23 protein-coding genes and 1 pseudogene are annotated in these 26,158 nt (G+C 70.9%); 13 read left to right on the forward strand and 11 right to left on the reverse strand.

The features are described from left to right. Positions 1 to 9: 9 nt before the first annotated feature. From OHT57_RS17660 to OHT57_RS17675, 4 genes and pseudogenes are all read left to right on the forward strand, one after another. Positions 10 to 768, forward strand: a complete 759-nt coding sequence (locus OHT57_RS17660) for a metal ABC transporter ATP-binding protein (RefSeq protein WP_328747380.1) — start codon at positions 10 to 12, stop codon at positions 766 to 768. Then, a pseudogene (locus OHT57_RS17665) lies at positions 768 to 1,667 on the forward strand (metal ABC transporter permease); the annotation flags it as partial. The gene OHT57_RS17660 and the pseudogene OHT57_RS17665, both read left to right, overlap by 1 nt. 163 nt (positions 1,668 to 1,830) lie before the next feature. Then, entirely contained in the window at positions 1,831 to 2,247 is a 417-nt protein-coding gene (locus tag OHT57_RS17670) for a Fur family transcriptional regulator (protein WP_328747381.1), read from the forward strand. 206 nt (positions 2,248 to 2,453) lie between these two features. Continuing rightward, positions 2,454 to 4,856 (forward strand): M4 family metallopeptidase, encoded by a 2,403-nt coding sequence (locus OHT57_RS17675; RefSeq protein WP_328747382.1) that lies wholly within the window; start codon positions 2,454 to 2,456, stop codon positions 4,854 to 4,856. A gap of 32 nt (positions 4,857 to 4,888) precedes the next feature. On the opposite strand, the gene OHT57_RS17680 is transcribed toward OHT57_RS17675, so the two are convergent. From OHT57_RS17680 to OHT57_RS17690, 3 genes are read right to left on the reverse strand one after another with little or no spacing between them, the layout of a single operon-like run. Next, on the reverse strand, positions 4,889 to 5,737 hold the full coding sequence (locus OHT57_RS17680) for an isoprenyl transferase (RefSeq protein WP_328747383.1): 849 nt from the start codon (positions 5,735 to 5,737) through the stop codon (positions 4,889 to 4,891). A gap of 19 nt (positions 5,738 to 5,756) precedes the next feature. Then, complete coding sequence (gene recO, locus OHT57_RS17685; RefSeq protein ID WP_328747384.1) at positions 5,757 to 6,509, reverse strand: DNA repair protein RecO; 753 nt, start codon at positions 6,507 to 6,509, stop codon at positions 5,757 to 5,759. Next, positions 6,506 to 6,637, reverse strand: coding sequence for a hypothetical protein (locus OHT57_RS17690; protein ID WP_328753538.1), 132 nt, complete (start codon positions 6,635 to 6,637; stop codon positions 6,506 to 6,508). The genes recO and OHT57_RS17690 overlap by 4 nt, the downstream gene beginning before the upstream one ends. Positions 6,638 to 6,901: 264 nt before the next feature. On the opposite strand from OHT57_RS17690, the gene OHT57_RS17695 reads away from it, so the two are divergent. Both OHT57_RS17695 and OHT57_RS17700 read left to right on the forward strand, forming a co-directional pair. Continuing rightward, positions 6,902 to 8,392, forward strand: a complete 1,491-nt coding sequence (locus tag OHT57_RS17695; protein WP_328747385.1) for an alpha/beta hydrolase — start codon at positions 6,902 to 6,904, stop codon at positions 8,390 to 8,392. A 102-nt stretch (positions 8,393 to 8,494) separates the two neighbouring features. Further along, a complete protein-coding gene (locus OHT57_RS17700; protein ID WP_328747386.1) occupies positions 8,495 to 9,712 on the forward strand; it encodes a GNAT family N-acetyltransferase in 1,218 nt (405 codons plus the stop codon). On the opposite strand, the gene OHT57_RS17705 is transcribed toward OHT57_RS17700, so the two are convergent. After that, on the reverse strand, positions 9,702 to 10,664 hold the full coding sequence (locus tag OHT57_RS17705) for an FAD-dependent oxidoreductase (RefSeq protein WP_328747387.1): 963 nt from the start codon (positions 10,662 to 10,664) through the stop codon (positions 9,702 to 9,704). The genes OHT57_RS17700 and OHT57_RS17705 overlap by 11 nt on opposite strands. A 154-nt stretch (positions 10,665 to 10,818) precedes the next feature. After that, on the reverse strand, positions 10,819 to 11,934 hold the full coding sequence (locus OHT57_RS17710; protein WP_328747388.1) for an abortive phage infection protein: 1,116 nt from the start codon (positions 11,932 to 11,934) through the stop codon (positions 10,819 to 10,821). Positions 11,935 to 12,018: 84 nt separating this feature from the next. Here OHT57_RS17710 and bla point away from each other — a divergent pair, with 84 nt between their 5' ends. Continuing rightward, positions 12,019 to 12,963 (forward strand): class A beta-lactamase, encoded by a 945-nt coding sequence (gene bla, locus OHT57_RS17715; protein WP_328747389.1) that lies wholly within the window; start codon positions 12,019 to 12,021, stop codon positions 12,961 to 12,963. Here bla and OHT57_RS17720 read toward each other — a convergent pair. Next, the gene (locus OHT57_RS17720) at positions 12,938 to 13,381 is read right to left on the reverse strand and encodes a protein-tyrosine phosphatase family protein (RefSeq protein ID WP_328747390.1); all 444 of its coding nucleotides are present in this window, start codon (positions 13,379 to 13,381) and stop codon (positions 12,938 to 12,940) included. The genes bla and OHT57_RS17720 overlap by 26 nt on opposite strands. Before the next feature lie 81 nt (positions 13,382 to 13,462). Between OHT57_RS17720 and OHT57_RS17725 the strand changes: the two genes are divergently transcribed. Beyond that, on the forward strand, positions 13,463 to 13,990 hold the full coding sequence (locus tag OHT57_RS17725; protein ID WP_328747391.1) for a SigE family RNA polymerase sigma factor: 528 nt from the start codon (positions 13,463 to 13,465) through the stop codon (positions 13,988 to 13,990). Further along, on the forward strand, positions 13,987 to 14,901 hold the full coding sequence (locus OHT57_RS17730) for a hypothetical protein (protein ID WP_328747392.1): 915 nt from the start codon (positions 13,987 to 13,989) through the stop codon (positions 14,899 to 14,901). The genes OHT57_RS17725 and OHT57_RS17730 overlap by 4 nt, the downstream gene beginning before the upstream one ends. Positions 14,902 to 14,960: 59 nt before the next feature. Here the strand turns inward: OHT57_RS17730 and OHT57_RS17735 are convergent, their stop codons facing one another. The 5 genes from OHT57_RS17735 to leuA form a co-directional block, all read right to left on the reverse strand. After that, complete coding sequence (locus OHT57_RS17735; protein ID WP_328747393.1) at positions 14,961 to 15,626, reverse strand: response regulator transcription factor; 666 nt, start codon at positions 15,624 to 15,626, stop codon at positions 14,961 to 14,963. After that, positions 15,623 to 16,801, reverse strand: a complete 1,179-nt coding sequence (locus OHT57_RS17740; protein WP_328753228.1) for a sensor histidine kinase — start codon at positions 16,799 to 16,801, stop codon at positions 15,623 to 15,625. Before OHT57_RS17740 ends, OHT57_RS17735 begins: the two co-directional genes overlap by 4 nt. A gap of 110 nt (positions 16,802 to 16,911) precedes the next feature. Beyond that, positions 16,912 to 18,996, reverse strand: a complete 2,085-nt coding sequence (locus OHT57_RS17745; RefSeq protein ID WP_328747394.1) for an MMPL family transporter — start codon at positions 18,994 to 18,996, stop codon at positions 16,912 to 16,914. Positions 18,997 to 19,135: 139 nt separating this feature from the next. Further along, positions 19,136 to 19,831 carry a TerB family tellurite resistance protein gene (locus tag OHT57_RS17750; RefSeq protein WP_328747395.1) on the reverse strand — a complete coding sequence of 232 codons (696 nt, stop codon included), beginning with the start codon at positions 19,829 to 19,831 and terminating at the stop codon, positions 19,136 to 19,138. A 186-nt stretch (positions 19,832 to 20,017) separates the two neighbouring features. Then, the gene (gene leuA / locus OHT57_RS17755) at positions 20,018 to 21,739 is read right to left on the reverse strand and encodes a 2-isopropylmalate synthase (RefSeq protein ID WP_328747396.1); all 1,722 of its coding nucleotides are present in this window, start codon (positions 21,737 to 21,739) and stop codon (positions 20,018 to 20,020) included. A gap of 328 nt (positions 21,740 to 22,067) precedes the next feature. Between leuA and OHT57_RS17760 the strand changes: the two genes are divergently transcribed. From OHT57_RS17760 to OHT57_RS17775, 4 genes are read left to right on the forward strand one after another with little or no spacing between them, the layout of a single operon-like run. Next, positions 22,068 to 23,138 carry a M4 family metallopeptidase gene (locus OHT57_RS17760; RefSeq protein ID WP_328747397.1) on the forward strand — a complete coding sequence of 357 codons (1,071 nt, stop codon included), beginning with the start codon at positions 22,068 to 22,070 and terminating at the stop codon, positions 23,136 to 23,138. A gap of 21 nt (positions 23,139 to 23,159) precedes the next feature. Further along, the gene (locus tag OHT57_RS17765; RefSeq protein ID WP_328747398.1) at positions 23,160 to 23,426 is read left to right on the forward strand and encodes a protealysin inhibitor emfourin; all 267 of its coding nucleotides are present in this window, start codon (positions 23,160 to 23,162) and stop codon (positions 23,424 to 23,426) included. Positions 23,427 to 23,472: 46 nt separating this feature from the next. Next, positions 23,473 to 24,807 (forward strand): GH1 family beta-glucosidase, encoded by a 1,335-nt coding sequence (locus OHT57_RS17770; RefSeq protein ID WP_443053459.1) that lies wholly within the window; start codon positions 23,473 to 23,475, stop codon positions 24,805 to 24,807. After that, positions 24,804 to 26,042 carry an MFS transporter gene (locus OHT57_RS17775; protein ID WP_328747400.1) on the forward strand — a complete coding sequence of 413 codons (1,239 nt, stop codon included), beginning with the start codon at positions 24,804 to 24,806 and terminating at the stop codon, positions 26,040 to 26,042. Before OHT57_RS17770 ends, OHT57_RS17775 begins: the two co-directional genes overlap by 4 nt. Positions 26,043 to 26,158: the final 116 nt, after the last annotated feature.

Consider the following 26,158-nt stretch of genomic DNA (forward strand, 5'->3'; position numbering starts at 1 on the left):
GAGGACGGTATGACCGAGTCCGTCGTAGCGCTGCGCGGTGTCCGCGCCGACCTGGGCTCGCGCCCCGTCCTGCGCGGCATCGACCTCACCGTGAACCGCGGTGAGGTCGTCGCGCTGCTCGGCGCCAACGGCTCCGGCAAGTCGACGGCGATCCGCACGATCATCGGCCAGGTGCCCACGGCCGCCGGTGAGATCGAGCTCTTCGGCACTCCGCGCGCACGGTTCCGGGACTGGGCGCGCGTCGGATACGTCCCGCAGCGCACCACCGCCGCGGGCGGCGTCCCCGCGACCGTCACCGAGATCGTGTCCTCCGGGCGCCTGTCGCGCGCCCGCTTCGGCGTGCTCCGCAGGGCCGACCACGAGGCCGTGCGCCGGGCCCTGGAGCTGGTCGGCATGGCGGACCGCGCGAAGGACTCCGTGAACGCCCTGTCCGGCGGCCAGCACCAGCGGGTGCTGATCGCCCGCGCGCTCGCCGCCGAACCCGAACTGCTGGTCATGGACGAGCCGATGGCGGGCGTGGACCTGGCCAGCCAGGAGGTCCTCGCACAGACCCTCACCCGCCAGGTCGCCGAGGGCGCCACCGTCCTGCTCGTGCTGCACGAACTGGGCCCGCTGGAGCCCCTGATCGACCGGGCGGTCGTCCTGCGCGACGGCTGTGTGCAGCACGACGGACCGCCTCCGCGGGCCCTCGGCCAGCACGCCCTCCCCGGCCACGACCACGTCCACCCCCACGAACACGAACCGATCCGTACGGGGCTGCTGAGCTGATGGACCTCCTCGACTACGCCTTCATGCAGCGGGCCCTGCTCGCCGCCGTCCTGGTCGGCATCACCGCCCCCGCCGTCGGCATCTACCTCGTCCAGCGCCGCCAGGCCCTCATGGGCGACGGTATCGGCCATGTCGCGATGACCGGCGTCGGCCTCGGCTTCCTGCTCTCCTGGTCACCGGTGTGGATGGCGACCGTCGTCTCGGTGCTCGGCGCGGTCCTCATGGAGCTGATCCGCTGGTACGGAAAGACGCGGGGCGACATCGCCCTCGCGATGCTCTTCTACGGCGGCATGGCCGGCGGCGTGATGTTCATCAACCTCGCGCCCGGCGGCTCGAACGCCAACCTGACGTCGTACCTGTTCGGTTCGCTCTCCACGGTCTCCGAGTCGGACGTCACGGCGATCTGTGTGCTGGCCGCGTTCGTGGTCCTCGTCACCCTCGGTCTGCGCCGCCAGCTCTTCGCGGTCAGCCAGGACGAGGAGTTCGCCCGGGTCACCGGGCTGCCGGTGCGCGCGCTGAACCTGCTGACGGCGATCACAGCCGCGGTGACGGTGACCGTCGCGATGCGCGTGGTCGGGTTGCTGCTGGTCAGCGCGTTGATGGTGGTGCCGGTGGCGGCGGCGCAGCAGCTCACCCGGAGCTTCGCGGCGACGTTCGCGATCGCGGTGGCCATCGGTGTGACGGTGACCATCGGCGGCACCGTGACGTCGTACTACCAGGACGTGCCGCCCGGCGCGACGATCGTGCTGCTGACCATCGCGGCCTTCATCGTGCTGACCGTCCTGGCGACCCCGCTGGCCCGTCGCCGCGCCCGCGCGGCGGCCGCCCGGCAGCCGGCCGGCGATCCTGCGGAGTGTGCGATTCCGGCCAGTCGGGAGGCGGACAGCACGGTCGGCGTCCGCCCCGGCACAGACGGGGCTGGCACAATGGCCCGGCAGGCGCCGATGCAAGACGTGTGAGAGCCGAAGGGGCGCGTGGAGGCCCGGAGGGCTGAGCCCGGTCGCGGTCTCGTCCTCGGCACCGGACGCCCCATAAGCGATCACGCCAGTGAAGGAGGAACCCGTGACGACCGCAGGACCGCCCGTGAAGGGCCGTGCCACCCGGCAGCGGGCCGCCGTGGCGGCGGCGCTCGACGAGGTCGACGAGTTCCGCAGCGCGCAGGAACTGCACGACATGCTCAAGCACAAGGGCGACGCCGTCGGTCTGACCACGGTCTACCGCACGCTCCAGAACCTCGCCGACGCGGGCGAGGTCGACGTCCTGCGCACCTCCGACGGCGAGTCCGTCTACCGGCGCTGCTCCACCGGCGAGCACCACCACCACCTCGTCTGCCGGATCTGCGGCAAGGCGGTGGAGGTCGAGGGCCCGGCCGTGGAGACGTGGGCGGACGCGATCGCGGCCGAGCACGGATACGTCAACGTGGCCCACACCGTGGAGATCTTCGGGACCTGCGCGGACTGTGCGGCGGTCAAGGACTGACCTGAGCCGACCGCAGGGCGACACGGACCCCACCCATGGACCGACGGGTGGGGTTCTTTCATGGCCGTTTCACAGTTTCGTCGAGGGTTAACCCTTGACTCACACGCCACTCAATGACATGGCCAGGTCAAGCGTGCCACTCTCCCTCCTGTTCTCACGCAGTTCCCGCACGGCACCTCCACCCCACGTCGCAGTAGGAGTCACGAGTGAGACGTTCCCCCCGAAGATCGGCCGCCGCCGCCTCCCTGGTCGCCGCCGCCTCGCTGCTCGCCGTAGGCATCCAGTCGGTCCCCGCGACTGCGAAGCCCGCGGCCCCCCACCCCAGCCCCCTGCGCACCGGAGGCCAGGAGGCGAAGGTCACCCCGGCCCAGCGTGCCGCGCTGCTCAAGAGCGCGACCGGCAGGACCACGGCGACCGCCCGGTCCCTCGGCCTCGGCGCCAAGGAGAAACTGGTCGTCAAGGACGTCGTCAAGGACAACGACGGCACCGTTCACACCCGTTACGAGCGGACCTTCGCCGGTCTGCCCGTCCTCGGCGGCGACCTGGTCGTACACACACCCCCGGCCTCGCTGGCCGCCGGCACCGTGAGCACGACCTTCAACAACAACCGCCGTACCGTCTCGGTCAAGTCCACGACCGCCACGTTCGGCAAGGCGGCCGCCGAGACGAAGGCGCTCAGCACCGCCAAGGCGCTCGACGCCGAGAAGCCGGCCGCGCAGAGCCCCCGCAAGGTGATCTGGGCCGGCACCGGCACACCGAAGCTCGCCTGGGAGACGGTGGTCTCCGGATTCCAGGACGACGGCACGCCCAGCAAGCTGCACGTCATCACCGACGCCACGACCGGCGCCGAACTCTCCCGCTTCGAGGGCATCGAGACCGGCACCGGCAACAGCCAGTACAGCGGCACGGTCAGCATGAACACCACGTTGTCCGGCTCGACGTACCAGCTGTACGACACCACGCGCGGCGGCCACAAGACGTACAGCCTCAACAACGGCACGTCGGGCACCGGCACGCTGATGACGGACGCCGACGACGTCTGGGGCACCGGTGCCGGCTCCAACACCCAGACCGCCGGTGTCGACGCCCACTACGGCGCCCAGACCACCTGGGACTTCTACAAGAACACCTTCGGCCGCAGCGGCATCAAGAACGACGGAGTCGCCGCCTACAGCCGCGTCCACTACAGCTCGGCGTACGTCAACGCCTTCTGGGACGACACCTGCTTCTGCATGACGTACGGCGACGGCACCAGCAGCACCCACGCGCTGACCTCGCTGGACGTGGCCGGCCACGAGATGAGCCACGGCGTCACCTCCAACACCGCCGGGCTCGACTACACCGGTGAGTCGGGCGGCTTGAACGAGGCGACCTCCGACATCTTCGGCACCGGTGTGGAGTTCTACGCCAACAACTCCACCGACGTCGGCGACTACCTCATCGGCGAGAAGATCGACATCAACGGCGACGGCACGCCGCTGCGTTACATGGACAAGCCGAGCAAGGACGGCGGCTCCGCGGACAGTTGGTACTCGGGCGTCGGCAACCTCGACGTGCACTACTCCTCGGGCCCGGCGAACCACATGTTCTACCTGCTGTCCGAGGGCAGCGGCACCAAGGTCATCAACGGCACGTCGTACACCAGCACCACCTCCGACGGGGTCGCCGTCGCGGGCATCGGCCGGGCCGCCGCCCTGCAGATCTGGTACAAGGCGCTGACGACGTACATGACGTCCAGCACCAACTACGCCGGAGCCCGCACCGCCGCGCTGAGCGCCGCCGCGTCGCTGTACGGCTCCAGCTCCGCCCAGTACGCCGGGGTCGGCAACGCCTTCGCGGGCATCAACGTCGGCAGCCACATCACCGTGCCGTCGACCGGCGTGACGGTGACCAACCCGGGCAGCCAGTCCGCCACCGTCGGTACGGCCGTCAGCCTGCAGGTCAGCGCGAGCTCGACCAACAGCGGCACACTGACGTACGCCGCGACCGGTCTGCCCACCGGCCTGTCGATCAGCAGCTCCACGGGCGTGATATCCGGCACCCCGACCACGGCCGGCAGCTACAGCACCACGGTCACGGTCACCGACAGCACGGGAGCCACCGGCACGGCGGCCTTCACCTGGACGGTCAGCTCGTCCGGCGGTGGCGGCACCTGCACCTCCACGCAGCTGCTCGGCAACCAGGGCTTCGAGTCGGGCAACACGACCTGGACCGCGTCCAGCGGAGTCATCACCAACTCCAGCAGCCAGGCCGCCCGCACCGGCTCGTACAAGGCCTGGCTGGACGGCTACGGCTCCACCCACACCGACACGCTCTCCCAGTCGGTGACCGTCCCGAGCGGCTGCACGGCGACGACGTTCACCTTCTACCTGCACGTCGACACGGCGGAGACCACCACCAGCACCCAGTACGACAAGCTGACGGTCACCGCCGGTTCGACGACCCTGGCCACGTACTCCAACCTCAACGCGGCCAGCGGCTACGTCCAGAAGTCCTTCAGCCTGTCGGCCTTCGCGGGGACCACGGTCGCCCTGAAGTTCTCCGGCGTCGAGGACTCCTCGCTCCAGACGAGCTTCGTGATCGACGACACCGCGGTCACCACCGGCTGAGCCACGGGGGAATCGCAGGGGCGGGTCGGAGGTCAGTCCTCCGGCTCGCCCTTCATCGCTTCCTCCATGGCGAGGAGCTCCTCGTTGGGTACGGCCCCGCCGAACCGCCGGTCCCGGGACGCGAACTCGATGCACGCCCGCCACAGGTCACGGCGGTCGAAGTCGGGCCACAGGACGTCCTGGAAGACCATCTCGGCGTAGGCGCTCTGCCAGAGCAGGTAGTTGGAGGTGCGCTGCTCGCCGCTGGGCCGCAGGAAGAGGTCCACGTCGGGCATGTCCGGGTAGTACAGGTACTTCGCGAGGGTCTTCTCGTTGACCTTGGACGGGTCCAGCCGGCCCGCCTTCACGTCCTCGGCGAGGGCCTGCGCCGCGTCGGCGATCTCGGCCCGGCCGCCGTAGTTCATGCAGAAGTACAGGGTGAGCTTGTCGTTGTCCTTGGTCTGCTCCTGGGCGACCTGGAGCTCCTTGGCAACGGACTTCCACAGCTTGGGCATCCGGCCCACCCAGCGCACCCGGATGCCGAGCGCGTCGAGCTGGTCGCGGCTCTTGCGGATGAAGTCGCGGTTGAAGTTCATGAGGAAGCGGACCTCGTCGGGCGAGCGCTTCCAGTTCTCGGTGGAGAAGGCGTACAGCGAGATGTTGCGCACGCCCATCTCGACCGCGCCCTGGAGCACGTCGAGGACCTGCTCGGCGCCGACCTTGTGCCCCTCGGTGCGCGGCAGCCCGCGCTGCTTGGCCCAGCGGCCGTTGCCGTCCATGACGATCGCCACATGCTCGGGGATCAGCTCACCGGGCAGCTTCGGTGCGCGAGCGCCGGACGGATGCGGCTCCGGCTTCCTGTACTCGCGCCGCCGGCGCCCCAGGATCCCGTTTACGACCATGGTGACTCTCGTCTCCCTCTCAGGGTTGCTTCTCTACGTAACGCAGGGATCTGAGCCCGCGTTCCAGATGCCAGTGCAGGTAGGCGGACACCAGCCCGCTGCCCTCCCGGACGTGCCGCGGCTCACTCGCGTCCGCGGTCTCCCAGTCTCCCGTAAGCAGCGCGGCGAGGAGTTCCAGGGTCTGCGGCGACGGTACGACGCTGCCGGGCACCCGGCAGTCCACGCACACCGAGCCTCCGGCGGCCACGGAGAAGAAACGGTTCGGGCCGGGCATGCCGCACTTCGCGCAGTCGCTGAAGCTGGGGGCGTAGCCGTTGACGGCGAGGGAGCGCAGCAGGAAGGCGTCGAGCACGAGGTGCGACGCGTGCTCACCCCGGGCGAGGGTCCGCAGCGCCCCGACGAGCAGCAGATACTGCTGCACGGCCGGCTCACCCTCGTGGTCCGTGAACCGCTCGGCGGTCTCCAGCATGGCCGTCCCGGCGGTGTACCGCGCGTAGTCGGAGACGATCCCGCCACCGTACGGAGCGATGGTCTCGCTCTGCGTGCACAACGGCAGCCCACGCCCGATCAGCTCGCTCCCCCGCGCGAAGAACTGCACGTCGACATGCGAGAACGGCTCCAGCCGCGCCCCGAACTTCGACTTCGTCCGCCGCACCCCCCGAGCCACCGCCCGCACCCGCCCGTGCCCACGGGTGAGCAACGTGATGATCCGGTCCGCTTCCCCGAGCTTCTGGGTGCGCAGCACGACCCCGTCATCGCGGAACAGGCTCACCGCGCACCCCCACGAGAACCCGGCCGGGGCTCCGGGGGCCGCCCCCCGGGGCAGCACAGCATGATCCGGTCCGCCTCACCCTGCTTCTGGCTGCGCAGCACGATGCCGTCGTCGCGGAACAGACTCATGGGGTCCATTGTCGCCTACGCGGGAACCGGGGTGGCCGGTGTCCGTGGTCGTGGTCGGCTTGCGCGGCCGGGGGGATCACGGCGGAGGCGCAGGGTGCGAGGGACCCGGCGGCCCGCCGGCCACCGCTCAGGACGGCCGGGAACGGCAGGGGCACCCCCAAAGGCCATGGGGCCTACGGAGTCGGCGACCGGGGGTAAACCCCCTTACAGACAAGGCAGTTGGCCGGATGGGTTGGGCGCGTGGGCTCCGCCAGGCTCATGGTCATGAAGCAGACGACGAAAAGCCTCGCCCTGATCGCCGCCGCCTCGGGCATCGCCTTCGGGGCCCTGACCCCGCTGTCCGCCTCCGCCTCCGCCTCCCCCTCCGGGCCGACGGCGCTGAAATGGACCACGTGTGAGGGCAGCGGTCTCGATCCGCGTCAGCAGTGCGCGACCGTCGCCGTGCCCATGGACTACGCCGACCCGGACGGCCGGAAGATCGAGATCGCCGTCTCCCGAATTCCCGGCGAGAATCCGGCAGCCCGGCGCGGTGCCCTGCTGCTGATCCCCGGAGGACCCGGCGGTGACAGCATGAACGATCCGTCGAAGAAGGGGCAGAAGCTGCCGCAGTCCGTGCGGGACGCCTACGACCTGATCGGGTTCGCGCCGCGCGGCATGGCGCCCTCCACGGCCGTCGACTGCGGGCTCGAACAGCGGGACCTGGCCCGGACGACCCTGCTGCCCTGGCCCGCCCCGGACGGATCCGTCGACGCGAACATGGCCGCGGGCAAGCGCATCGCCGACGCCTGCGCACGCAACAGCGGCGAGCTCATCCGTCACATCAGCACCCTCAACGAGGCCCGCGACCTGGACCGCGTCCGAGCCGCGCTCGGCGAGCGCAAGGTGTCCGCGTGGGGCGTGTCCTACGGCACCTACGTGGGCGCCGCCTACCTCCAGTTGTTCCCGCAGCGCACCGACCGTTTCGTCCTGGACAGCAACGACCGCCCGGACCCGGTCCTGGCGGAACGCGCGTGGCTCGCCGCGTTCGAGCGGGGTGCCGAGGACAACTTCCCGGAGTTCGCCAAGTGGGCGTCCGCGCCCGGCAATCCGGACCGCCTCGCCGACAGCGCCGCCGAGGTCCGCCCGCTCTTCCTGCACCTCGCTGCCCGTCTCGACCGCGAGCCGATCCCGTGGCCGGGCGCCAACCCGGCGGAGCTGAACGGCAACGTCCTGCGCCAGTCGATGCTCGACTCCTTCTACGACCCGGACGACTACCCGGCCCTCGCCAAGCTGATCCTCGCCGCACAGAAGGGCACGGTGCCGCCCGCTCCGGCGGGACCGCCCGAGGCCGTCCTCCAGAACGTCACCGCGGTCGGCGCCGCCACCATCTGCAACGACGTCGACTGGCCGAGCGACCCGGAGATCTACCGCAAGGGCGTGGCCGAGAGCCGCGCGAAGTACCCGCTGACCGGGGGCATGCCGAGGAACGCGATGCCGTGCACCGCCTGGCCGTGGGAGCCGAGGGAGGCGCCGGTGCACGTCACCGACCGCGGCCCGTCCAACGTCCTGCTCGTGCAGAACGCACGGGACGTCGCCACCCCCCTCAGCGGTGCCCTGAAGCTCCGCGAGGCCCTCGGCCGGCGTGCCGTCATGGTCACCAACGACTCCACCGGCCACGACGCCTACCTCGACAACGGCACGGCATGCGGCGACGCGACGGTGTCCCGCTTCCTGGCCACGGGCAAGCGGCCCGGCGAGGACGTCCACTGTTCCTGACCAAGGCTCCAACTACGCCTGTACGAGGAATAGTTGATCGGTAGGATTCAGCGGTCGGCGATCATCTGACCGGCGTTGCCGGGTCGAACGAAACGGACGGACATGGCTGCGTGCTCCACCCGGGCGGCCTCCCCCGCCGATCTGGCCCGGCTGTGCTCTCTGCTGGCCGACACCTGTGAGCCGACCGCCGTTCCCCCCGAAGCGCTCCTCACCACCGCCCTCGACCTCGATCTGGTCCGGGTGGCCGAGTCCGAGGGCGAGCTGGTGGGGTGCGTCACCGCCGAAGTGCCCTCGCCGGGGCACGCGCGGCTGTCGGTGATCGCGGTCCGGGACGGGCATCGCCGACGGGGCGTGGCCAGGCAGCTCCTGACCGAGACGGTGAAGGAACTTTCCCGGAGACAGGCCGAGCCGCCGCTGATATCCGCCCTCGCGAGGACCGAGCAACTGGCGCTGATGCACCTCCTGTTGGCCTGCGGGTTCATCGGAACCCGGGTCATGCGCGCCGACGGCCCGGGCGGCGCTCCGCACCTGCACTACCAGTACAAGTCCCGGGTGGAGTACATCGATCCGGACTCCAGGCACCTCGTCCCCGCCGCCGACCGGAGACAGCTCATGGAGTCCCTGTCGCCCTCCGGCCACGCGGTCACCGCACTGGTCACCCTGGGCGGCCAACCCGCCTTCGAGATCGCCCGGTTCGAGCAGGACGACCCCGCGACCCTGCAGTCCGGGGAGGCGGCGGCCGGCATCGCGTTCTCGGGTTCGATACTGGCCGCCATCACCTTCCTGCTGGGTTTCGCCTTCTCGTCGGCCCGCTTTCCCAATGACGTACGTCTGCTCCTCATCGGAGCGACGTTCAGCACCGTGCTCTCCCTGATCGTCTACGCGAGCGCGTCCGGCGAACTCGCACGGATCCGCTCGAACTCGTTCGGCAAGATCATGAAGTGGGGGAACGTGCTGTCCGAGTACGGCGGCGTGCTCCCCTTCCTGATCTCGCTTCCCGTCACCTACGCACAGGCCAGCGGCGACCCCTGGTCGACCATGGTCCTGGCCGTCCTGCTCAGCGTGGCGATCGCCGTGTACGAGCGGTCCGAGTTCTCCATCGCCCACCGGTTCCGGCGCAGCCTGGTCGAGACCGCCCTCACGCTGTTCACCGCGGCCTCGCCCACGGTCGGTGCGGCACTGGTGGCGGTGGACGCCACCAGCTGGCCGTGGACCATCGCCCTGACCGTGACGCTCGCGGTCCGGACCTGGCTGTATCTCTTCCGTCGCGGTGCGGAGGCCGACATCGCGGAGCGCCGTCAGTGGCAGCTCATCGACTAGTGCCTGCGGCCGCCCGCACCCGCTCCACGATCTCGCGGGCGCAGCCCCAGGACAGCGTCACTCCGGCGCCGCCATGGCCGTAGTTGTGCAGCAGCAGTGTGTCCGCGTGCCACTCGTCCGTCAGGCGCACGCTGCCGCGGACCGGCCGCAGTCCCACCCGCTGCTCGATCACCCGGGCGCCCGCGAGCGACGGCTCGACCGCCGCACAGCGCCGGACGATCTCCCGGGCCGCATCCTCGTCGGGCCACAGCTCCCAGCCCCCCGGCTCGGCCGTGCCGCCCAGGACCACCGTGTCCGCGTGCGGGTAGATGTAGATGAGCTCCTCGGCACCGGGGGTGTCGTCGCAGAAGAAGGCTTCGATCCCGGGGTTCTCGATCACGACGAGCCGGCCGCGCAACGCGTCCACCGACGGGTCGTCCGCGAGGAACCGGGCTTCGGCGCCCGAGCAGTTGACGACCACCGGGGCCTCCGCGAGCGCCTCGTCGAGGGAGCCGTAGCGGTGCTGTCGAACAGAGCCGCCGGCCCGCTCCAGCCGTCGGAGGAGATGGTCCAGATAGCGGGGCATGTCGACGAGCGGGGCCCGGTAGCGCCAGCCGGTGACGTATCCGTCCCGGAGGTCCTCCGGCGGGCATGGCAGCGCTCCGACCACGCTGCCCCAGGCCGGCATCTCGCACGGGATGCGGGACTCGTGGGTGCCCTCCATGAGCCGGATGCCGGTGTCTGCGTCCGTGCTCAGCGCAGTCAGCTCGGCCAGGGTCTGCCGGCTCCAGCGGTCCACCGCGTCTCTCGGCTCGGCCAGATAGGGGTCCCACATCGCGCCCGCGGCCGCCGAGGTCGTGTCGCCCGGGAGCCGGTCGGTGTCCACCCGGACGTCCATTCCGGACTCCGCCAGGCACACCGCCGTGGTGAGCCCTGAAACTCCGGCACCGATCACCACCGCACTGGCGGACACCGCTTCACCCTCCGTCGTCCGGCACCGGACTTCGAGACTAACCGAACCGGCGTGAGCACGCCCGCCGGCCGCTCGGGGAGTGCACAACCGGTGCCATTTCCTCTGGACCATGGGCTGTTACCCAGGTGGGAAGGCATGCCCCACTGTTCGATCTCTACTGCGGGTGAGCGCACCTTCCGTACCGGCGGGCCAGCGCGTGGAACGCCTCCTTCGGTTCCCAGTGCCAGTCCGAACTCGGGTCGTCGGGGCGGTCCTTGATCGCCTTGGCGATGCCGTAGCTCGCCATGTCGAGGTCGTGGCGCGGGTCGCCGGGGCGGTGGAGGGCGTCGGCGGTGAGGAACTCGAAGGCCATCGCCGCGTAGAGGCCCATCGACTCGAAGACGTCCAGGAGTTGGGTGAGGTAGACGGCCTGGGTGTGCTCGCTGCGGACGACGTTCCCCTTGATCTCCGGCGGGTTCTTGTCGTAGTCGACGATGTCCCAGCCCATGCCGCCCGCCTCGGGGGCACCGACGAAGGTGCAGGTGCCGAACTCGGTGATGGCGACGGGCTTGCCCCAGCGCAGGTACTTCCTCAACTCGCGGACGTAGTCGCGGGGTTGGCGGAAGTAGGAGTAGTAGTCGATGCCGACCACGTCGAACAGGTTCCAGTCGACCCTGTCGTCCTGGGCGGCGGCGTAGCTCAGACGGCCGTGGAAGACCGAGCGGCCGATCCTGGCCGCCCTCGCGGTGAAGCGGTCCAGTTCGCGCTGCATCCGCACCGGGTCGTAGGTGCCTTTCATCAGGTTCTCGATACGCTCCAAAGCCGTGTCCCCCGGCAGGATCCCGGGCACGAACAGCCAGAACTCGCAGCCCACGCTGAGCTCGACGCTCGCGCCCTGGCGGCGCAGCCGCTCCGCGAACCGGCCGCACTCCGCGAGGTGGTCGAGGATGTCCCCCGGCGGGACGTCCCCGAGGGTCGGCTGGAGCCATACGTGCAGCCCGCGTTCGGCCGCCTCGGCGGCGGTGGCGGTGAGGCGTTCGACGCCGTCACCGGTGACGTCGACGGTGTCGGCGTGCAGGTCGTCGCGAATGGCCCGGATGTCGCCGCGCATCCGGGCGGCGCTCCAGGCGGTGCCGGGCGTCTCGCCCGCGCCGACGGTGTAGACGACGCCGTGGCGCTTCAGCCCCCGCCCGGTCGCCTCCGCTCGGCCGGCCGGCAGCACCGCCGCCGCCCCCAGTGCCGCCGCTCCCGCCAGAAACTGTGCCCGGTTGATCCCCGTTGTCTTCTCCATGCCGCCACTGTGTCGGCCGCGAGCGGGCCTGTCCGTCCGCCGATGGTCTACGGCGGTGCAACCAAGGGATGAGCCCCGACGTCGATGATCGAAGAGATCGGCACCCGACACCGAACGAAGGAGAGCACGATCCAAGGCTCCGGAAAGCTGTCCCGACGCACCCTCCTGGCCGCCGGTACGGCGACCCTCCTGACCGGCACGACCGCGCATGCCGCCGCCGACGACGTCAGTTCCCGTCTGCGCGCGCTGGAAGAGCGGTACGCCTCCCGGCTGGGCGTCTTCGCGCACCACCTCGGCACCGGGCGGTCCGTCCGGTACCGCGCCGACGAGCGCTTCCCCATGTGCTCCGTGTTCAAGGCCCTCGCGGCCGCCGCCGTCCTGCGCGACCTCGACCGGCACGGCGAGGTGCTCGCCCGCCGCATCCACTACACCGAGGCCGACCTGGTGATCCCGGGCTCCGACCGGACGGCCGAGCATCTGGCGGAGGGCATGACCATCGCCGAGCTCGCCGACGTCGCCATCACCTACAGCGACAACACGGCCGGCAACCTCCTCCTGCGCGAGCTCGGCGGCCCCACCGCGATCACCCGCTTCGCCCGCTCCCTCGGCGACCGGGTGACCCGCCTGGACCGCTGGGAGCCCGAGTTGAACACCGCCGAGCCGTGGCGGCGGACGGACACGACGAGCCCGTACGCCATCGGTCGCACCTACGGTCGGCTGGTCCTCGGCGACGCGCTGAACCGCCGGGACCGTGAGCTGCTCACACACTGGCTGCTGAACAACACGACCAGCGTGAACCGCTTCCACGCGGGTCTGCCGAAGACGTGGACGATCGCCGACAAGACCGGCAGCGGCTCCTACGGCACCGCCAACGACGTGGGCGTCACCTGGACCGAGGACGGCGACCCGATCGTCCTGGCGGTGCTGTCGACGATGCCCGAGCCGGACGCCGTCCGGGACGACGCGCTGGTCGCCGACGCGGCGCGGGCGGTCGCCGACACCCTCACCGGACCGGCCGGAACCGCCTGACGTACCGGCGCTGCCACGGCGTCTCCACCGCCCGTCGGTCGTAGTGCTCCCGGACCCAGGCCACCGCCCGCTCCGGGGGCACACCGTCCAGAACCGCCAGACAGGCCAGGGCCGTTCCGGTGCGGCCGCGACCGCCTCCGCAGGCGATCTCGACCCGTTCGGCGGCCGACCGCTCCCAGGCGTCGGTCAGGACGCTGCGGGCCTCCCCGCGGTCCGCCGGCAGCCGGAAGTCCGGCCAGCGGAGCCAGTGGGAGGTCCAGGGAACCTCCGGCGGGCCTTCGCCGAGCAGATAGAGGCCGTACGACGGTGTCGGCGCGTCCGGGTCCAGTGGGTGCCGCAGGCCCCGGCCCCGGACCAGGCGGCCGGACGGCAACCGGAGGACACCCGCGTCCTGTTCGTCCCACGCCGACCCGTTCATGACCTCATTCGAACCCGTCATCGACTCCCGGGCAACCGAATCCGTCCAGACCGTGGTCTGGTGGGCGAGGGAGGATGCTTGATGCAGGCCGAACAAGAGGACCGGTTCCAGGAATTCGTCAGAGCCAGATGGTCGCACCTCGTGCGGACCGCCTATCTGCTCACCGGTGACGCCCATCTCGCCGAGGACCTGACGCAGACGGCCCTGGCGAAGGCGTACCGCTCCTGGCGGCGCGTGTCGAGCAGCGACAGCCCGGAGGCGTACGTCCGGCGGATGCTCGTCACGTGCAACAGCGACCGCTTCCGCAAACGGCGCGTCAAGGAGTCGCTGACCGACGCGCCGCCGGAGGTCGCGGGCCGGGACGAGGGCGTGACGCGGGTCGACGAACGCGGGGTGCTGCTGGGCGCGTTGGCCGGGCTGCCGCCCAGGCAGCGGGCGGTGGTCGTGATGCGTTACTGGGAGGACCTGTCGGAGCTGGAGGTCGCCGAGGTGCTCGGCTGCTCCCAGGGCACGGTCAAGAGCCAGGCGTCCAAGGGGCTGGCGAAGTTGCGTACGTATCCGGGGCTCGCGCAGGTCATGGACCGCGCCCCGCAGGGAGGCACGAAGTGAGCGAAGAGGAGCGGGACTTCGAGGAGCAACTGCGGGAGCTGCTCGCCGAGGACGCGTACACGATCCGGCCGTCGCCGGTGCCGTATCCGCAGATCCGCCGCCAGGGCGTGATCGAGCGGCGCCGCCGGGTGGCGGTGGCCGGGGCGGTCCTGGTGACGCTGGCCGCGGTGCCGGTGGGGGCGTTCGCGCTGGACGGCAGAGGAACGGGGGTGGCGGACACGGCGACCACACCGACAGCGTCTGCGAGCGCCACCCGAGCCCCCAGCCCCAGCCCCTCCCCCACGCCCAGTGGGCCCGCGGGGCCGGCCACGGCCGGGCAGTTGCGGGACGGGATCACGCTGGAGCAGGCCGTGCAGGGGCTGGACAAGTGCCTGGCGCTGCAACAGCACAACGAGTCCCAGGGCTCCCAGCAGATGGACCTGGGCAGGGCCGAGGACTACCGGATCATCCTGGCGCTCGACAGCACCGGAGACACCAACGCCCCCGGTGACGGCATCTACGTGGTCGCCGTGCAGGAGAAGCCGAAGGCGATCCGGCTGATCTGCAACATCAAGGACGGTGAGGCCTCCGGGTACAACGTCAGCGGCGGCAGCGACCGGCAGGCGGACTCCCCGCCCGTGCTGGCCGACATGAACGGCAACAAGCTCTACCAGCAGTCGTTCCTGGACAAGGGCAACTGGAAGCTGCCGTTCAGCTGGGGCTTCATCGGCACGGTGGATCAGACGGTGGCCAAGGTGACCGTCTCCTACGGCGGTGCCGGCAGCGAGGCCGCCCTCGACCACGGCTGGTTCGTCGCCTCCGGCACCCTGACCGAACAGGTCACCAAGAACCCGCACGTCAAGGGCTACGACAAGAGCGGCAAGCTGGTCTACGACTCCGACGAGGACACGACGTACCAGCAGACGATGTAGCCGCGGGACCCGCAGGCTGGGGGGCGCCGTACAGGGGTCGGCGCCCCCAAGCCTGTCCGTCACATGGTCTTCGGAGTCACCATCCCCGACTCGTACGCCACGATGACCAGTTGTGCCCGGTCCCGCACCCCCAGCTTGCCCATGATCCGGCTGACGTGGGTCTTCGCGGTGAGCGGGCTGAGGCCCAACGCCCCTGCGATCTCCGTGTTGTTGAGGCCCCGCGCGACCAGGGCCAGCACCTCGCGCTCCCGGTCGGACAGGCACTCGGGCCCACCGCCCGGCACCGGCACCGACGGGCTGCGCAGGAACCGTTCGATCAGCCGTGCCGTCGGCCCCGGGGACAGCAGCGCCTCACCGGCCGCCACCGTGCGGATGGCGTCGAGGAGTTCGGCCGGCCGGGTGTCCTTGACCAGGAAACCGGAGGCCCCCGCGCGCAGCGCCTCGACGATGTTCTCGTCGGTGTCGTACGTGGTGAGGACCAACACCCGCACCCCGGCGAGCTCCTCGTCGGCCGCGATGAGCCGGGTCGCCTCGATGCCGTCCAGGTCGGGCATGCGGATGTCCATCACCACCAGGTCGGGCCGCACTTCGCGGGCCGCTCCCACGGCCTCCCGCCCGCTGCCCGCCTCGCCGACGACCTGCATGTCCCGCGCCGACTCGACGAGCATGGCGAACGCGGCCCGCACCAGCGTCTGGTCGTCGGCGAGCAGTACGCGGATGGTCATACGGTTCCCTCCCCCATGGTGAGCGGCAGCGCCGCCGTCACCTCGAAGCCGCCGTCAGGGCGTGGCCCGGCGTCGAGTGTGCCACCCACGCTGCGGGCCCGCTCGCGCATGCCGACCAGCCCGAAACCGGGGGTGCCGCCGGGGGTGGGCCCGGTGCCGTCGTCGCTCACGGCGAGGCGCAGGGCGCCCGGTTCGTCGTACAGCCTCAGCCGTACGGCGGGTTCGGGTCCCGCGTGCCGGACGGCGTTGGTGAGCGCCTCCTGGACGATCCGGTAGGCGGCGGCACCGACGGCGGGCGGTGGCTCGGTGCGGATCCGCAGGTCCTGTTCGACGCGGGCGCCCGCGAGCCGTGCCGCCGCGACGAGGTCGGGCAGTCCGTCGAGGCCGGGCAGTGGGCCGCGCGCGTCCGGGGAGCCGTGTTCGCGCAGCACCTCCAGGGTCGTACGGAGTTCGCCTCGCGCGGTCCGGCAGGTCTCGGCGATGTCGTCGAGGGACGCGGCGACCGCCTGCCGGTCGAGGCGCTCGGGGTCGGCGGCCAGGACGTGCGCGGCGACGGAGGTCTGGACGCCGATCAGGGTGATGGTGTGGGCGAGCAGGTCGTGCAGGTCGCGGGCGATGCGCAGGCGTTCCTCGGCGACCCGGCGGCGGGCCTCCTCCTCGCGGGTGCGTTCGGCGCGGACGGCCCGCTCGACGATGGCGGCGACGTACTGGCGGTAGTAGCGGACGTCGATGCCGCAGAAGAGGACGGCGATGATCCAGCCGGAAGTCCGCAGGAGTTCGACGGCCTGGTGGGCGCTGACGGTGAGCATGACGCTCGTGGAGACGACGAGGACGGTGGCGCCCGTCAGGATCGTCCGCAGCGGGCGGCCGGTGACGGCGACCGTGTAGAGGGCGACGTAGGCGGCCGGGGTGGGCGCGAGGTGGTTGTACTCCCATGCGTGGTACGGCACGATCAGCGCCACCACCGCGGCCAGCATGAGCAGCGGACGGCGTCGCCGCCACACGATGGGCACGTGGGCGGCGAGCAGCAGCGTCCAGCCGACGGCGTCCGGGCGGCGGGCCTCGTCGGTGAACAGGCCGACGCACACGGCGAGAACCGCCAGGGCGACGGCGAGCAGCGCGTCGTTGCGGGCGCCGTGCGGGGCGGTTCGCGGGTCACGGTTGACCGCCGCCATGATCCGTTCGCCGAGCCGGGGTCCCGAGGTCTCCTGCACGGGCTCATCTTCCGGGACTTCCGGGCCAAGGGCGCCCCTCCGGGAGGGAGGGGCGCCGGTCGGGAGCGTGGTCACACGCGTTCCGGCTCGCGCTCGGCCCGTACGGGCGGTTCGGGCGGTTCGGGCGCCCGGGACAGCGGACCCGGCCACCACACCGTGCGCCCCAGGGCGACGGCGGCGCTGGTGACGAGGTAGGTCCGCACGAGGAAGGTGTCGAGGAGCACCCCGGCCGCGATCACGAAGCCCAGCTCGACGAGTTGGACCAGCGGCATGTTGGTGAGCACCGCGAAGGTGGCGGCGAGGACGAGTCCGGCGGAGGCGATGACCCCGCCCGTGGTCCGCAGCGCGGTGAGGGCGGCGGTGACGGGGTCGGCTCCGGCCAGGGACTCCTCACGCATCCGGTGCATCAGGAAGATGCCGTAGTCGACGCCGAGGGCGACCAGGAAGACGAAGGACAGCAGCCCGAGTCCGGGGTCGGTGCCCTCGAAGCCGAACACCGGCCCGAAGACCAGTCCGCCGATGCCGAGGGCCGCGGCCCACACGGCGATCACGGCGGCCACCAGGATCAGCGGCGCGACCAGTGACCTGAGCAGGGCGATCAGGATCAGCAGCACGGAGACGAGGACGATCGGCACGACGATCATCCGGTCCCGGCTGTTGGTGTCCTCCAGGTCGAGCTGCTGGGCGCTCGGGCCGCCGACGTAGGAGCCGTCGAGTCCGGCGCGCAGTGCCTTGATGGTGGCGGTCTCCCCGGCGGACTGGGGGGCGCTCCTCGCCGTGACGGAGATCTCGGTCCAGCCGTCTCCGGTACGGCCCTTGCGCGCGCTGTCGACGCCGTCGGTGCCACGGATCGCGTTCAGGGTGGCGTCGGCGCGGCCGGCCGGGGTCATGACGCTGATGGGCTGGGTCCCCCGCTCCGGATAGGCCTTCGCGAGCGTCTCCATGGCGGCGACGGCGTCGGGGGTGCTGGTGAAGGAGTCCTGTTGCTTGATGGCGCCGGGCAGATTGAGGGTGCCGAGCGCGAGCGCCCCGAGCAGCACGGCCCCGGCGGCCAGCACGGTGAGCGGCCGCCGCCCGGCCGAGCTGCCCATCGCGGAGAACAGTGACCGGCGGACCTTGGGTGTGCTGCCGTAGCGCGGGACGAGCGGCCAGAAGACCCGGCGGCCGAGCAGCACGAGGACCGCGGGCAGCAGCGTCATCATCGCGGCGAGCGCGCACAGCACCCCGACCGTCCCGAGCGGCCCCATCCCGCGGCTGCTGTTGAGGTCGGCGGCGAGCAGGCACAGCAGCCCGGCGGCGACGGTCCCGGAGGAGGCGAGCACGGCGGGCCCGCAGCCCTTCAGCGCGGCCGCCATGGCGTCGTACGGCCGCTCGGTGCGCCGTAGCTCCTCGCGGTAGCGGGAGACGAGGAGCAGGGCGTAGTCGGTGCCCGCGCCGAACACGAGGATCGTCATGATGCCGGCGCTCTGACCGGTCACGGAGGTCCCGAACCCCTGGTTGAGCCCGTAGGCGACGGCCCTGCCCAGGAACTCCGACATGCCCGCGACGCCGAGCGGCACCAGCCACAGCACGGGACTGCGGTAGATGACGATCAGCAGCAGGGCGACGACCGCGGCGGTGGTGTAGAGCAGCGGTCCGCCGAGCGAGTCGTAGACCTCACCGGCGTCGGTGGCGAGGGCTCCCTCCCCGCCGACGTCGACGCCGAGCCCGTCACCGCCGTGGGCGATGTCCCGCACGTCGTTGACGAGCCGGTCGCGGGCCTTCTCGTCCGTGCCCGGCTCGGTGCTGGCGACGGGGTACATCACGGTGGTCCCGTCCGAGGACGGGATGCCCCGCGGCTCGGCGGTGAGGGTGTGCCCGTCCGCGATCCGCGCGATCTGCGCGGCGGCGGTGGCCCGGTCCGCCGCGGTCAGCCCGCCGTCCCGGTGATAGACGACGACCATCTGCGTGGCCTCGCCCCCGGGCAGCCGGTCCTGGATCTTGGCGACCTGCGTCGAGTCGGCGCTCGCCGGCAGATAGTCCACGGCCCGGTCGTGCTGCACGTCCGCGAGCTTCGACGCGAACGGCGACACGGCCGCCAGCAGGACGATCCACAGCCCCAGTACCAGCCAGGGCACGGCTCGACGCCGCCGTGCGCTCATCTTTGCGGCCCTCATCGACGGGCCTCCCTCCGGTCGGATGTCTTATGTCGCTTCCAGACTTCCGGCGGGGAGGGGTCGATTCGTCGGGCGGGAGGGCGAGTTGGGGGTTACTGCCGGGGGTGACCCGCGGCCGGGGTTTACTCCCCCGGGACTATCAGGACGGTGTCCGGGCCGCCGCCAGCAGCCTGGTCACGTCGTCCGCGCAGATCGTCAGGGCGGTGCCGATCGTGGTGAGGGCGTCCCGTTCCGATGGGGTGTACGGGCCGTCCGCGAGGGCGATGCGGGCCGCCTGCAGGAGGATCGATTCGCGGCCCCCGGGGGCGAGGTGGGGGGCGAGCGGGTCGAGGGCCTCGTGGAGCTCTATGGCCAGGCCGGCGGCGCAGGGGCGGTCGTGGACCCGGCCGGTGTCCTCGGCGAGGGCCTCGACCAGCGCCTCCAGCTGGTCCTCCGTGCAGTCGTCGAAGCCCGCCGCGCGGACCGTGGCGGCCGCGACCTCCAGGGAAGTGCGGGAGCAGGTGCCGCCCGCCGTCAGGACCGCCAGGGCGACCGTGTGGACGGCGTCGCGGAGCATCGCCGAGAAGCGGGTCGTGGTCGGGTGGTCGAGGACGTCCGTGCCGAAGTGTCGCCCGCAGGCGGCGCATTCCGTGACCGGCCCGGTGTCGCCGCGTGGCAGGACCGGAACGCCGAGGAGTGTGAAGCGGCGGCGGCCCGTCAGGCGCCGGTAGTTGCGGTCGCCCCCGCATCCGGGGCAGAAGAACTCACCGTCGCCGATGGTGGTCCACGCGGTACGGGTGCCCAGGAGGCGCGCAGGCCTGGTGGCACGGCCGTTTTGTCCCCGTCCTGGCAGCACGTCACACCTCCGCGTAACCCCGCGGCAACATCGCCGCGCTTGCGTGATGTTAGCCACATCAGTGAGGCGGAGTCAGCACCTCTGACGAGACCTGCTCGTGACCTCCACGCGCCGATGGCCGATAAACGACGGGGCCTTGATCGCCGTATACAGCGATCAAGGCCCCGAAACCGCCGGTCAGAGTGACTATCGAGCTGCCCGGTTGACGGCCGAGACGACCGCCTTCAGCGACGCACGCGTCGTGTTCGCGTCGATGCCGATTCCCCACAGAACCTTGCCGTCGATCGCGCACTCGATGTAGGAGGCGGCCTGTGCGGAGGCGCCCTCGCTCATCGTGTGCTCCTGGTAGTCCAGCAGCCGGGCGTCGATGCCGACCTCGGCCAGGGCGTCGAAGAAGGCCGAGATCGGGCCGTTGCCCGAGCCGGTCAGGACGGTGTCGGCGCCGTCGACCGTGGCCTCCACCTTCAGGGTGTCCACCCCGTCGGTGTCGGTGGTCGACTGGCCGTTCCTGACCTGGATACGGCCCCACGGGTTCTGGGGGTTGGGCAGGTACTCGTCCCGGAAGGTGGCCCAGATGTCCGAGCCGGTGACCTCGCCGCCCTCGGCGTCCGTCTTGGCCTGGATGAGCTTCGAGAACTCGATCTGCATCCGGCGGGGCAGGTCCAGCTTGTGGTCGTTCTTCAGGACGTATGCGATACCGCCCTTGCCGGACTGCGAGTTGACCCGGATGACGGCCTCGTAGGAGCGGCCGACGTCCTTCGGGTCGATGGGCAGGTACGGCACGGCCCATTCGAGGTCGTCCACGGTGACGCCCTTGGCCTCGGCGTCGGCCTCCATGGCGTCGAAGCCCTTCTTGATGGCGTCCTGGTGGGAGCCGGAGAAGGACGTGTAGACCAGGTCGCCCACGTACGGGTGGCGCGGGTGGACCTCCATCTGGTTGCAGTACTCCCACGTACGACGGATCTCGTCGATGTCGGAGAAGTCGATCTGCGGGTCGACGCCCTGTGAGAACAGGTTCATGCCCAGGGTGACCAGGTCGACGTTGCCGGTGCGCTCGCCCTGGCCGAACAGACAGCCCTCGACGCGGTCGGCGCCGGCCATCAGGGCCAGCTCGGCGGCAGCGACCGCCGTACCGCGGTCGTTGTGCGGGTGGACGGAGATGACGACGTGCTCGCGGCGGGAGATGTTGCGGCTCATCCACTCGAAGCGGTCCGCGTGGGTGGAGGGGGTCGAACGCTCCACCGTGGCGGGCAGGTTGAGGATGATCTCGCGGCCCGGACCCGGCTGGTAGACGTCCATCACCGCCTCGCAGACCTCCAGCGCGAAGTCCAGCTCGGTGTCGGTGAAGATCTCCGGGCTGTACTGGTAGCCGAACTCGGTCTCGGGGCCCAGCAGTTTCTCGGCGTACTCCATCACCAGGCGTGTGCCGTCGACGGCGATCTGCTTGATGTCATCCTTGGAGCCGCGGAAGACCACGCGGCGGAAGACGGGCGCGGTGGCGTTGTACAGGTGGACTGTGGCCCGCTTGGCGCCCTTCAGGGACTCCACGGTCCGCTCGATCAGGTCCTCGCGGGCCTGGGTCAGTACGGAGATCGTGACGTCGTCCGGGATGACCCCGGGCTCCTCGATGATCGAGCGTACGAAGTCGAAGTCCGTCTGGCCCGAGGCCGGGAAGCCGACCTCGATCTCCTTGTAGCCCATCTTGACCAGCTGGTCGAACATCCGGCGTTTGCGCTCGGGTGACATCGGGTCGATCAGGGACTGGTTGCCGTCACGCAGGTCGGTGGAGAGCCAGCGGGGAGCGACGGTGATCCGCTGGTCCGGCCAGGTGCGGTCGGGGATGTCGACCTGGTCGTACCGGCCGTACTTGTGGATCGGCATGGAACTGGGCTGCTGGCGGTTCGCCATGATTGCGGGGCTCCTCAGGATGTCCGGAAAGGACGGCCGACACGCAACACGAAGCTCCGCGGGGAGGGAGTCGACCTGGACTACAGGCCCTCGCCGCGGCAGCTAAGAAGAAGCAGCCCGAAACACATGATGCGAAGCATGCTAGCCGAGCCTCTTCGGACGCGGGGCGCCGTATCAGTATGCGGGACCGGAGAAGCCAGAGGGAGAAAACGGGCGAAAAGTGCGCCATACCACTTCGTCACGGAGAGTGCGCATTCCTGTCCGTATATTTCACCAATCATGGTTGCGACTAGTGACACGCACATGACCCAGTGCAAGGGTGCCCGGCATGACGACAAACGGGGGCTTCGAGCCCGTCTTCTGCACCGTCGTTCCGCCGCATGTCCTTGACAGGCTGGCCCGGAACGACGACCCCGCACTCTCCGGTCCCGCCCAGCGCACCCTGATGCGCGACAGCGAAATGCGCGGCAGGCGCAGGGTCACCACCGAGTACTCCCTCGCCGCGGTGCCACAGGCGAAGGCTCCGTCGGACCGACCGCTGCGCACCCTCTACGACGCCGGGCACAAGACCGACCTCCCCGGCACCGAAGTGCGCGCCGAGGGCTCCGACCCCGGCCAGGACGCCACCGTGAACCGCGCCTACGCCGGCCTCGGCGCCACCTTCGAGCTGTACATGAAGGCCTACGCGCGCCACTCCATCGACGGCGACGGCCTCCCGCTCGACGCCACCGTCCACTTCGACGAGGACTACAACAACGCCTTCTGGAACGGCGAGCAGATGGTGTTCGGCGACGGCGACGGCGAGATCTTCCTCGACTTCACCATCCCGATCGACGTCATCGGCCACGAACTCACCCACGGCGTCACGCAGTACACGGCGAACCTCACCTACTACGGCCAGCCGGGCGCCCTCAACGAGTCGATGTCCGACGTCTTCGGCTCGCTCATCAAGCAGTACACGCTCGGCCAGACCGCCGCCGAGGCCGACTGGCTGATCGGCGCGGGCCTGCTCGCACCGAGCGTCTCCGGCAAGGCCCTGCGTTCGATGAAGGAGCCGGGCAGCGCGTACGACGACGACGTCCTCGGCAAGGACCCGCAGCCCGCGACCATGGACGACTTCGTCCGCACCAGCCGCGACAACGGCGGCGTCCACATCAACTCCGGCATCCCCAACCACGCGTTCTTCCTGGTCGCGACCGCCCTCGGCGGCCACGCCTGGGAGCGTGCAGGACAGATCTGGTACGACGTCCTCACCGGCGGCGAGCTCCCCACCAAGGCGCTGTTCACCGACTTCGCGGGGCTCACGGCCAAGGCCGCGCGCAGGCTCTACGGCGACGGCAGCGACGAACTCCAGGCCGTGTCGAAAGCCTGGGAGCAGGTCGGGGTGCGGATCCTCTGAGTCCGTACTAGACAGGGACCCATGCGTATTCAGGTGAGGCGCACGGGCGGGTTCGCGGGCATCGAGCGGCACAAGGTGGTCGACACCACCGGGCTGCCCGATGCCCGCGAATGGCACGCCCTGGCCGAGAAGGCGTTCGCCGCCGGCCGCGACACCCGGCCCGTCGGGGTTCCGGACGGCTTCAGTTACGAGATCACCGTGGACGGCAAGACCGTGTACGCGGCCGATCCCCGGCTGACGGAAGAGCAGCGGAGACTGATCTCGAAGGTCCTCAAAGAGGGTGCGTAACTGGTTCTTCACGTCCGCCCGTTGACTTCCCTACCCGCCAGTACCCATGATCCGGCGCATGGCGACTGAAGAGCATGCGATCCCCCGGTTCCCCGACGGCTTCCTGTGGGGTGTCTCGACCTCGGCCCATCAGATCGAGGGAGCGGCGGACGAGCGTGAGCGGTCCGTGTGGGACGACTTCACGGCCGAGCCGGGACGGGTGAAGGACGGTTCGACGGCGGCGGTGGCCTGCGACCACTACCACCGCTACCGCGAGGACGTGTCCCTCCTGGCGGGCCTCGGCGTGGACGCGTACCGCTTCTCGATCTCCTGGCCGCGCGTCCGGACCGAGAAGGGTCTCGACTTCTACGACCGTCTCGTGGACGAACTGGTCGCGGCCGGCGTGCGTCCCGTCCCGACCCTCTTCCACTGGGACCTGCCGGTGACCCTGCAGGAGGAGGGCGGCTGGCTGGAGCGGGACACCGCTTCCCGGTTCGCCGAGTACGTGTCCCTCGTGGCCGACCGTCTCGGCGACCGCGTCAAGAAGTGGATCACCCTCAACGAGCCCGCCGAACACACCCTGTTCGGCCACGCGCTCGGTGCCCACGCCCCCGGCAAGCAGCTGATGTTCGACGCGCTGCCCGCCGCCCACCACCAGCTCCTGGCCCACGGTCTGGCCGTCCAGGCACTGCGCGCGTCCGGCGCCACGGACATCGGGATCGCCAACTCGCACGGCCCGACCTGGCCGGCCTCCCAGGACCAACCCGACCTGGAGGCGGCCGACTTCTACGACCTGCTGCTGAACCGGCTGTTCGCCGACCCGGTCCTGCTGGGCGAATACCCGTCCGGACTGGGCGACTTGATGCCGGGCGACGTCGCCGCCGACCTCAAGATCATCAGTGAGCCGCTGGACTTCTACGGCGTCAACTACTACGCCCCGACCCGCGTGGGCGCCCCGCAGGGCGAGGACATCGAGTTCGGCGGCCTGACGATCCCCGCCGAACTCCCCTTCTCCGTCCAGGAGATCGAGGGCGTCCCGGTGACCGACTTCGGCTGGCCGGTGGTCCCTCAGGGGCTCACCGAGCTCCTCACCGGCATGCGCGAGCGCTACGGCGACCGGCTCCCGCCCGTCGTCATCACCGAGAACGGCTGCTCCTACGAGGGCGTCGACGACCAGGAGCGGATCGCCTACCTCGACGGCCACATCCGCGCCCTGCACACGGCGGTCGAGGCGGGCGTGGACGTGCGCGGGTACTTCGTGTGGTCGCTGCTGGACAACTTCGAGTGGGCGGAGGGATACGCGCGGCGGTTCGGTCTGGTGCACGTGGACTTCGAGACGCTGGCCAGGACCCCGAAGGCGTCGTACGCGTGGTACCGGGAGCTGCTCCGGGCACAGGGGTGAGCACGGCTCTGTCGGAGCCCGTCGACCGCGTAGGCAAGGGCTGGACCGCGTCCCTGTCGCTGGCCAACGTGGCGATCTGGGTGGGCTGGTACGGGCCGTTGCAGATCCTGCTGGCCCGGCAGGCCGAGGACTTCGCGCCCGGCACCGGCATGTCGAAGGAGACGCTGCTGGCCTGGGTGACGGCGGTGGGCGCGGTGGTGTCGCTGGCGGCGAACCCGTTCTTCGGCGCCCTGTCGGACCGCACCACGGCCCGCTGGGGCCGCCGCAGCCCCTGGATCGTGGCCGGTGCGGCGGGCGGCGCGCTGTCGCTGCTGGTGCTCGCCGGTGCGGGCGGGCTGTGGGTCATGACGCTCGGCTGGTGTCTGGTCCAGCTCACCCTGAACGCGTCCTTCGCGGCGGTCACGGCGGCCGTACCGGACCGGGTGCCACGGTTCCAGCGGGGCGCGGTGGGCGGCTGGATCGGCGCGGCTCAGATCCTCGGCGCGGTCGTCGGAACGGGCCTGGCGACGGCGGCGGGCGGGATCGCGGCGGGCTACGCGGCCTGCGCGGTGTTCACACTGGCGGGGGTGCTGCCGTACGTGCTCGGGCACCGTGATCTGCGGCTGGCGGCCTCGGAGCGGCCCGCCTGGTCGTGGCGGTCGTTCGCGCGCGGCTTCCGGCTGAGCCCGCGCCGCCACCCGGACTTCGCCTGGGCCTGGCTGACCCGCTTCCTGATCAACCTCAGCAACGCCCTGGTCCTCCTCTACCTCCTCTACTACCTGCGGGACGGCCTCCACTACGCCGATCCCGAGCAGGGCGTCCTGATCCTGACCGCGGTGGACAGCGTGGCGCTGCTGGCGACGGTGATCGTGGGCGGCGTCTGGTCGGACCGGGTGGGGCGGCGCAAGCCCTTCGTGCGCTGGTCCGGGGTGCTGATGGCCCTCGCCACGGGACTGCTCGCCGTATGGCAGACCTGGCCGGGCGCGATCGTCGTGGCGGCGCTGCTGGGCGTGGGCCTCGGGGTGTTCATGTCGGTCGACTTCGCGCTGATGACCGACGTCCTGCCGACCGCCCTCGACCGGGGCAAGGACCTCGGCATCATCAACGTGGCGAACGCCCTGCCCCAGGTGGCCGCCCCCGCCCTGGCCGCCCCGATCGTCACCCACCTGGGCGGCTACCGGATGCTGTTCGCGGTGGCGGCGGTACTGGGGCTGGCGGGGGCGGTGCTGGTCGGGCGGATCCGGGGAGTGGAGTGAGCCGGGCGAATTCAGCCCCTCCGGCGCTTGAGGAGCGGGGGCCCGGGGGCGGAGCCCCCGAAGGACGGGACGGGTAGGGGCGGCGGGGGCGAAACCCCCGGCAGCCCCCGCAGCCC

The sequence above is a fragment of the Streptomyces sp. NBC_00285 genome (genome assembly GCF_036174265.1).
In the GTDB taxonomy this organism is placed as follows: Bacteria; Actinomycetota; Actinomycetes; order Streptomycetales; family Streptomycetaceae; genus Streptomyces.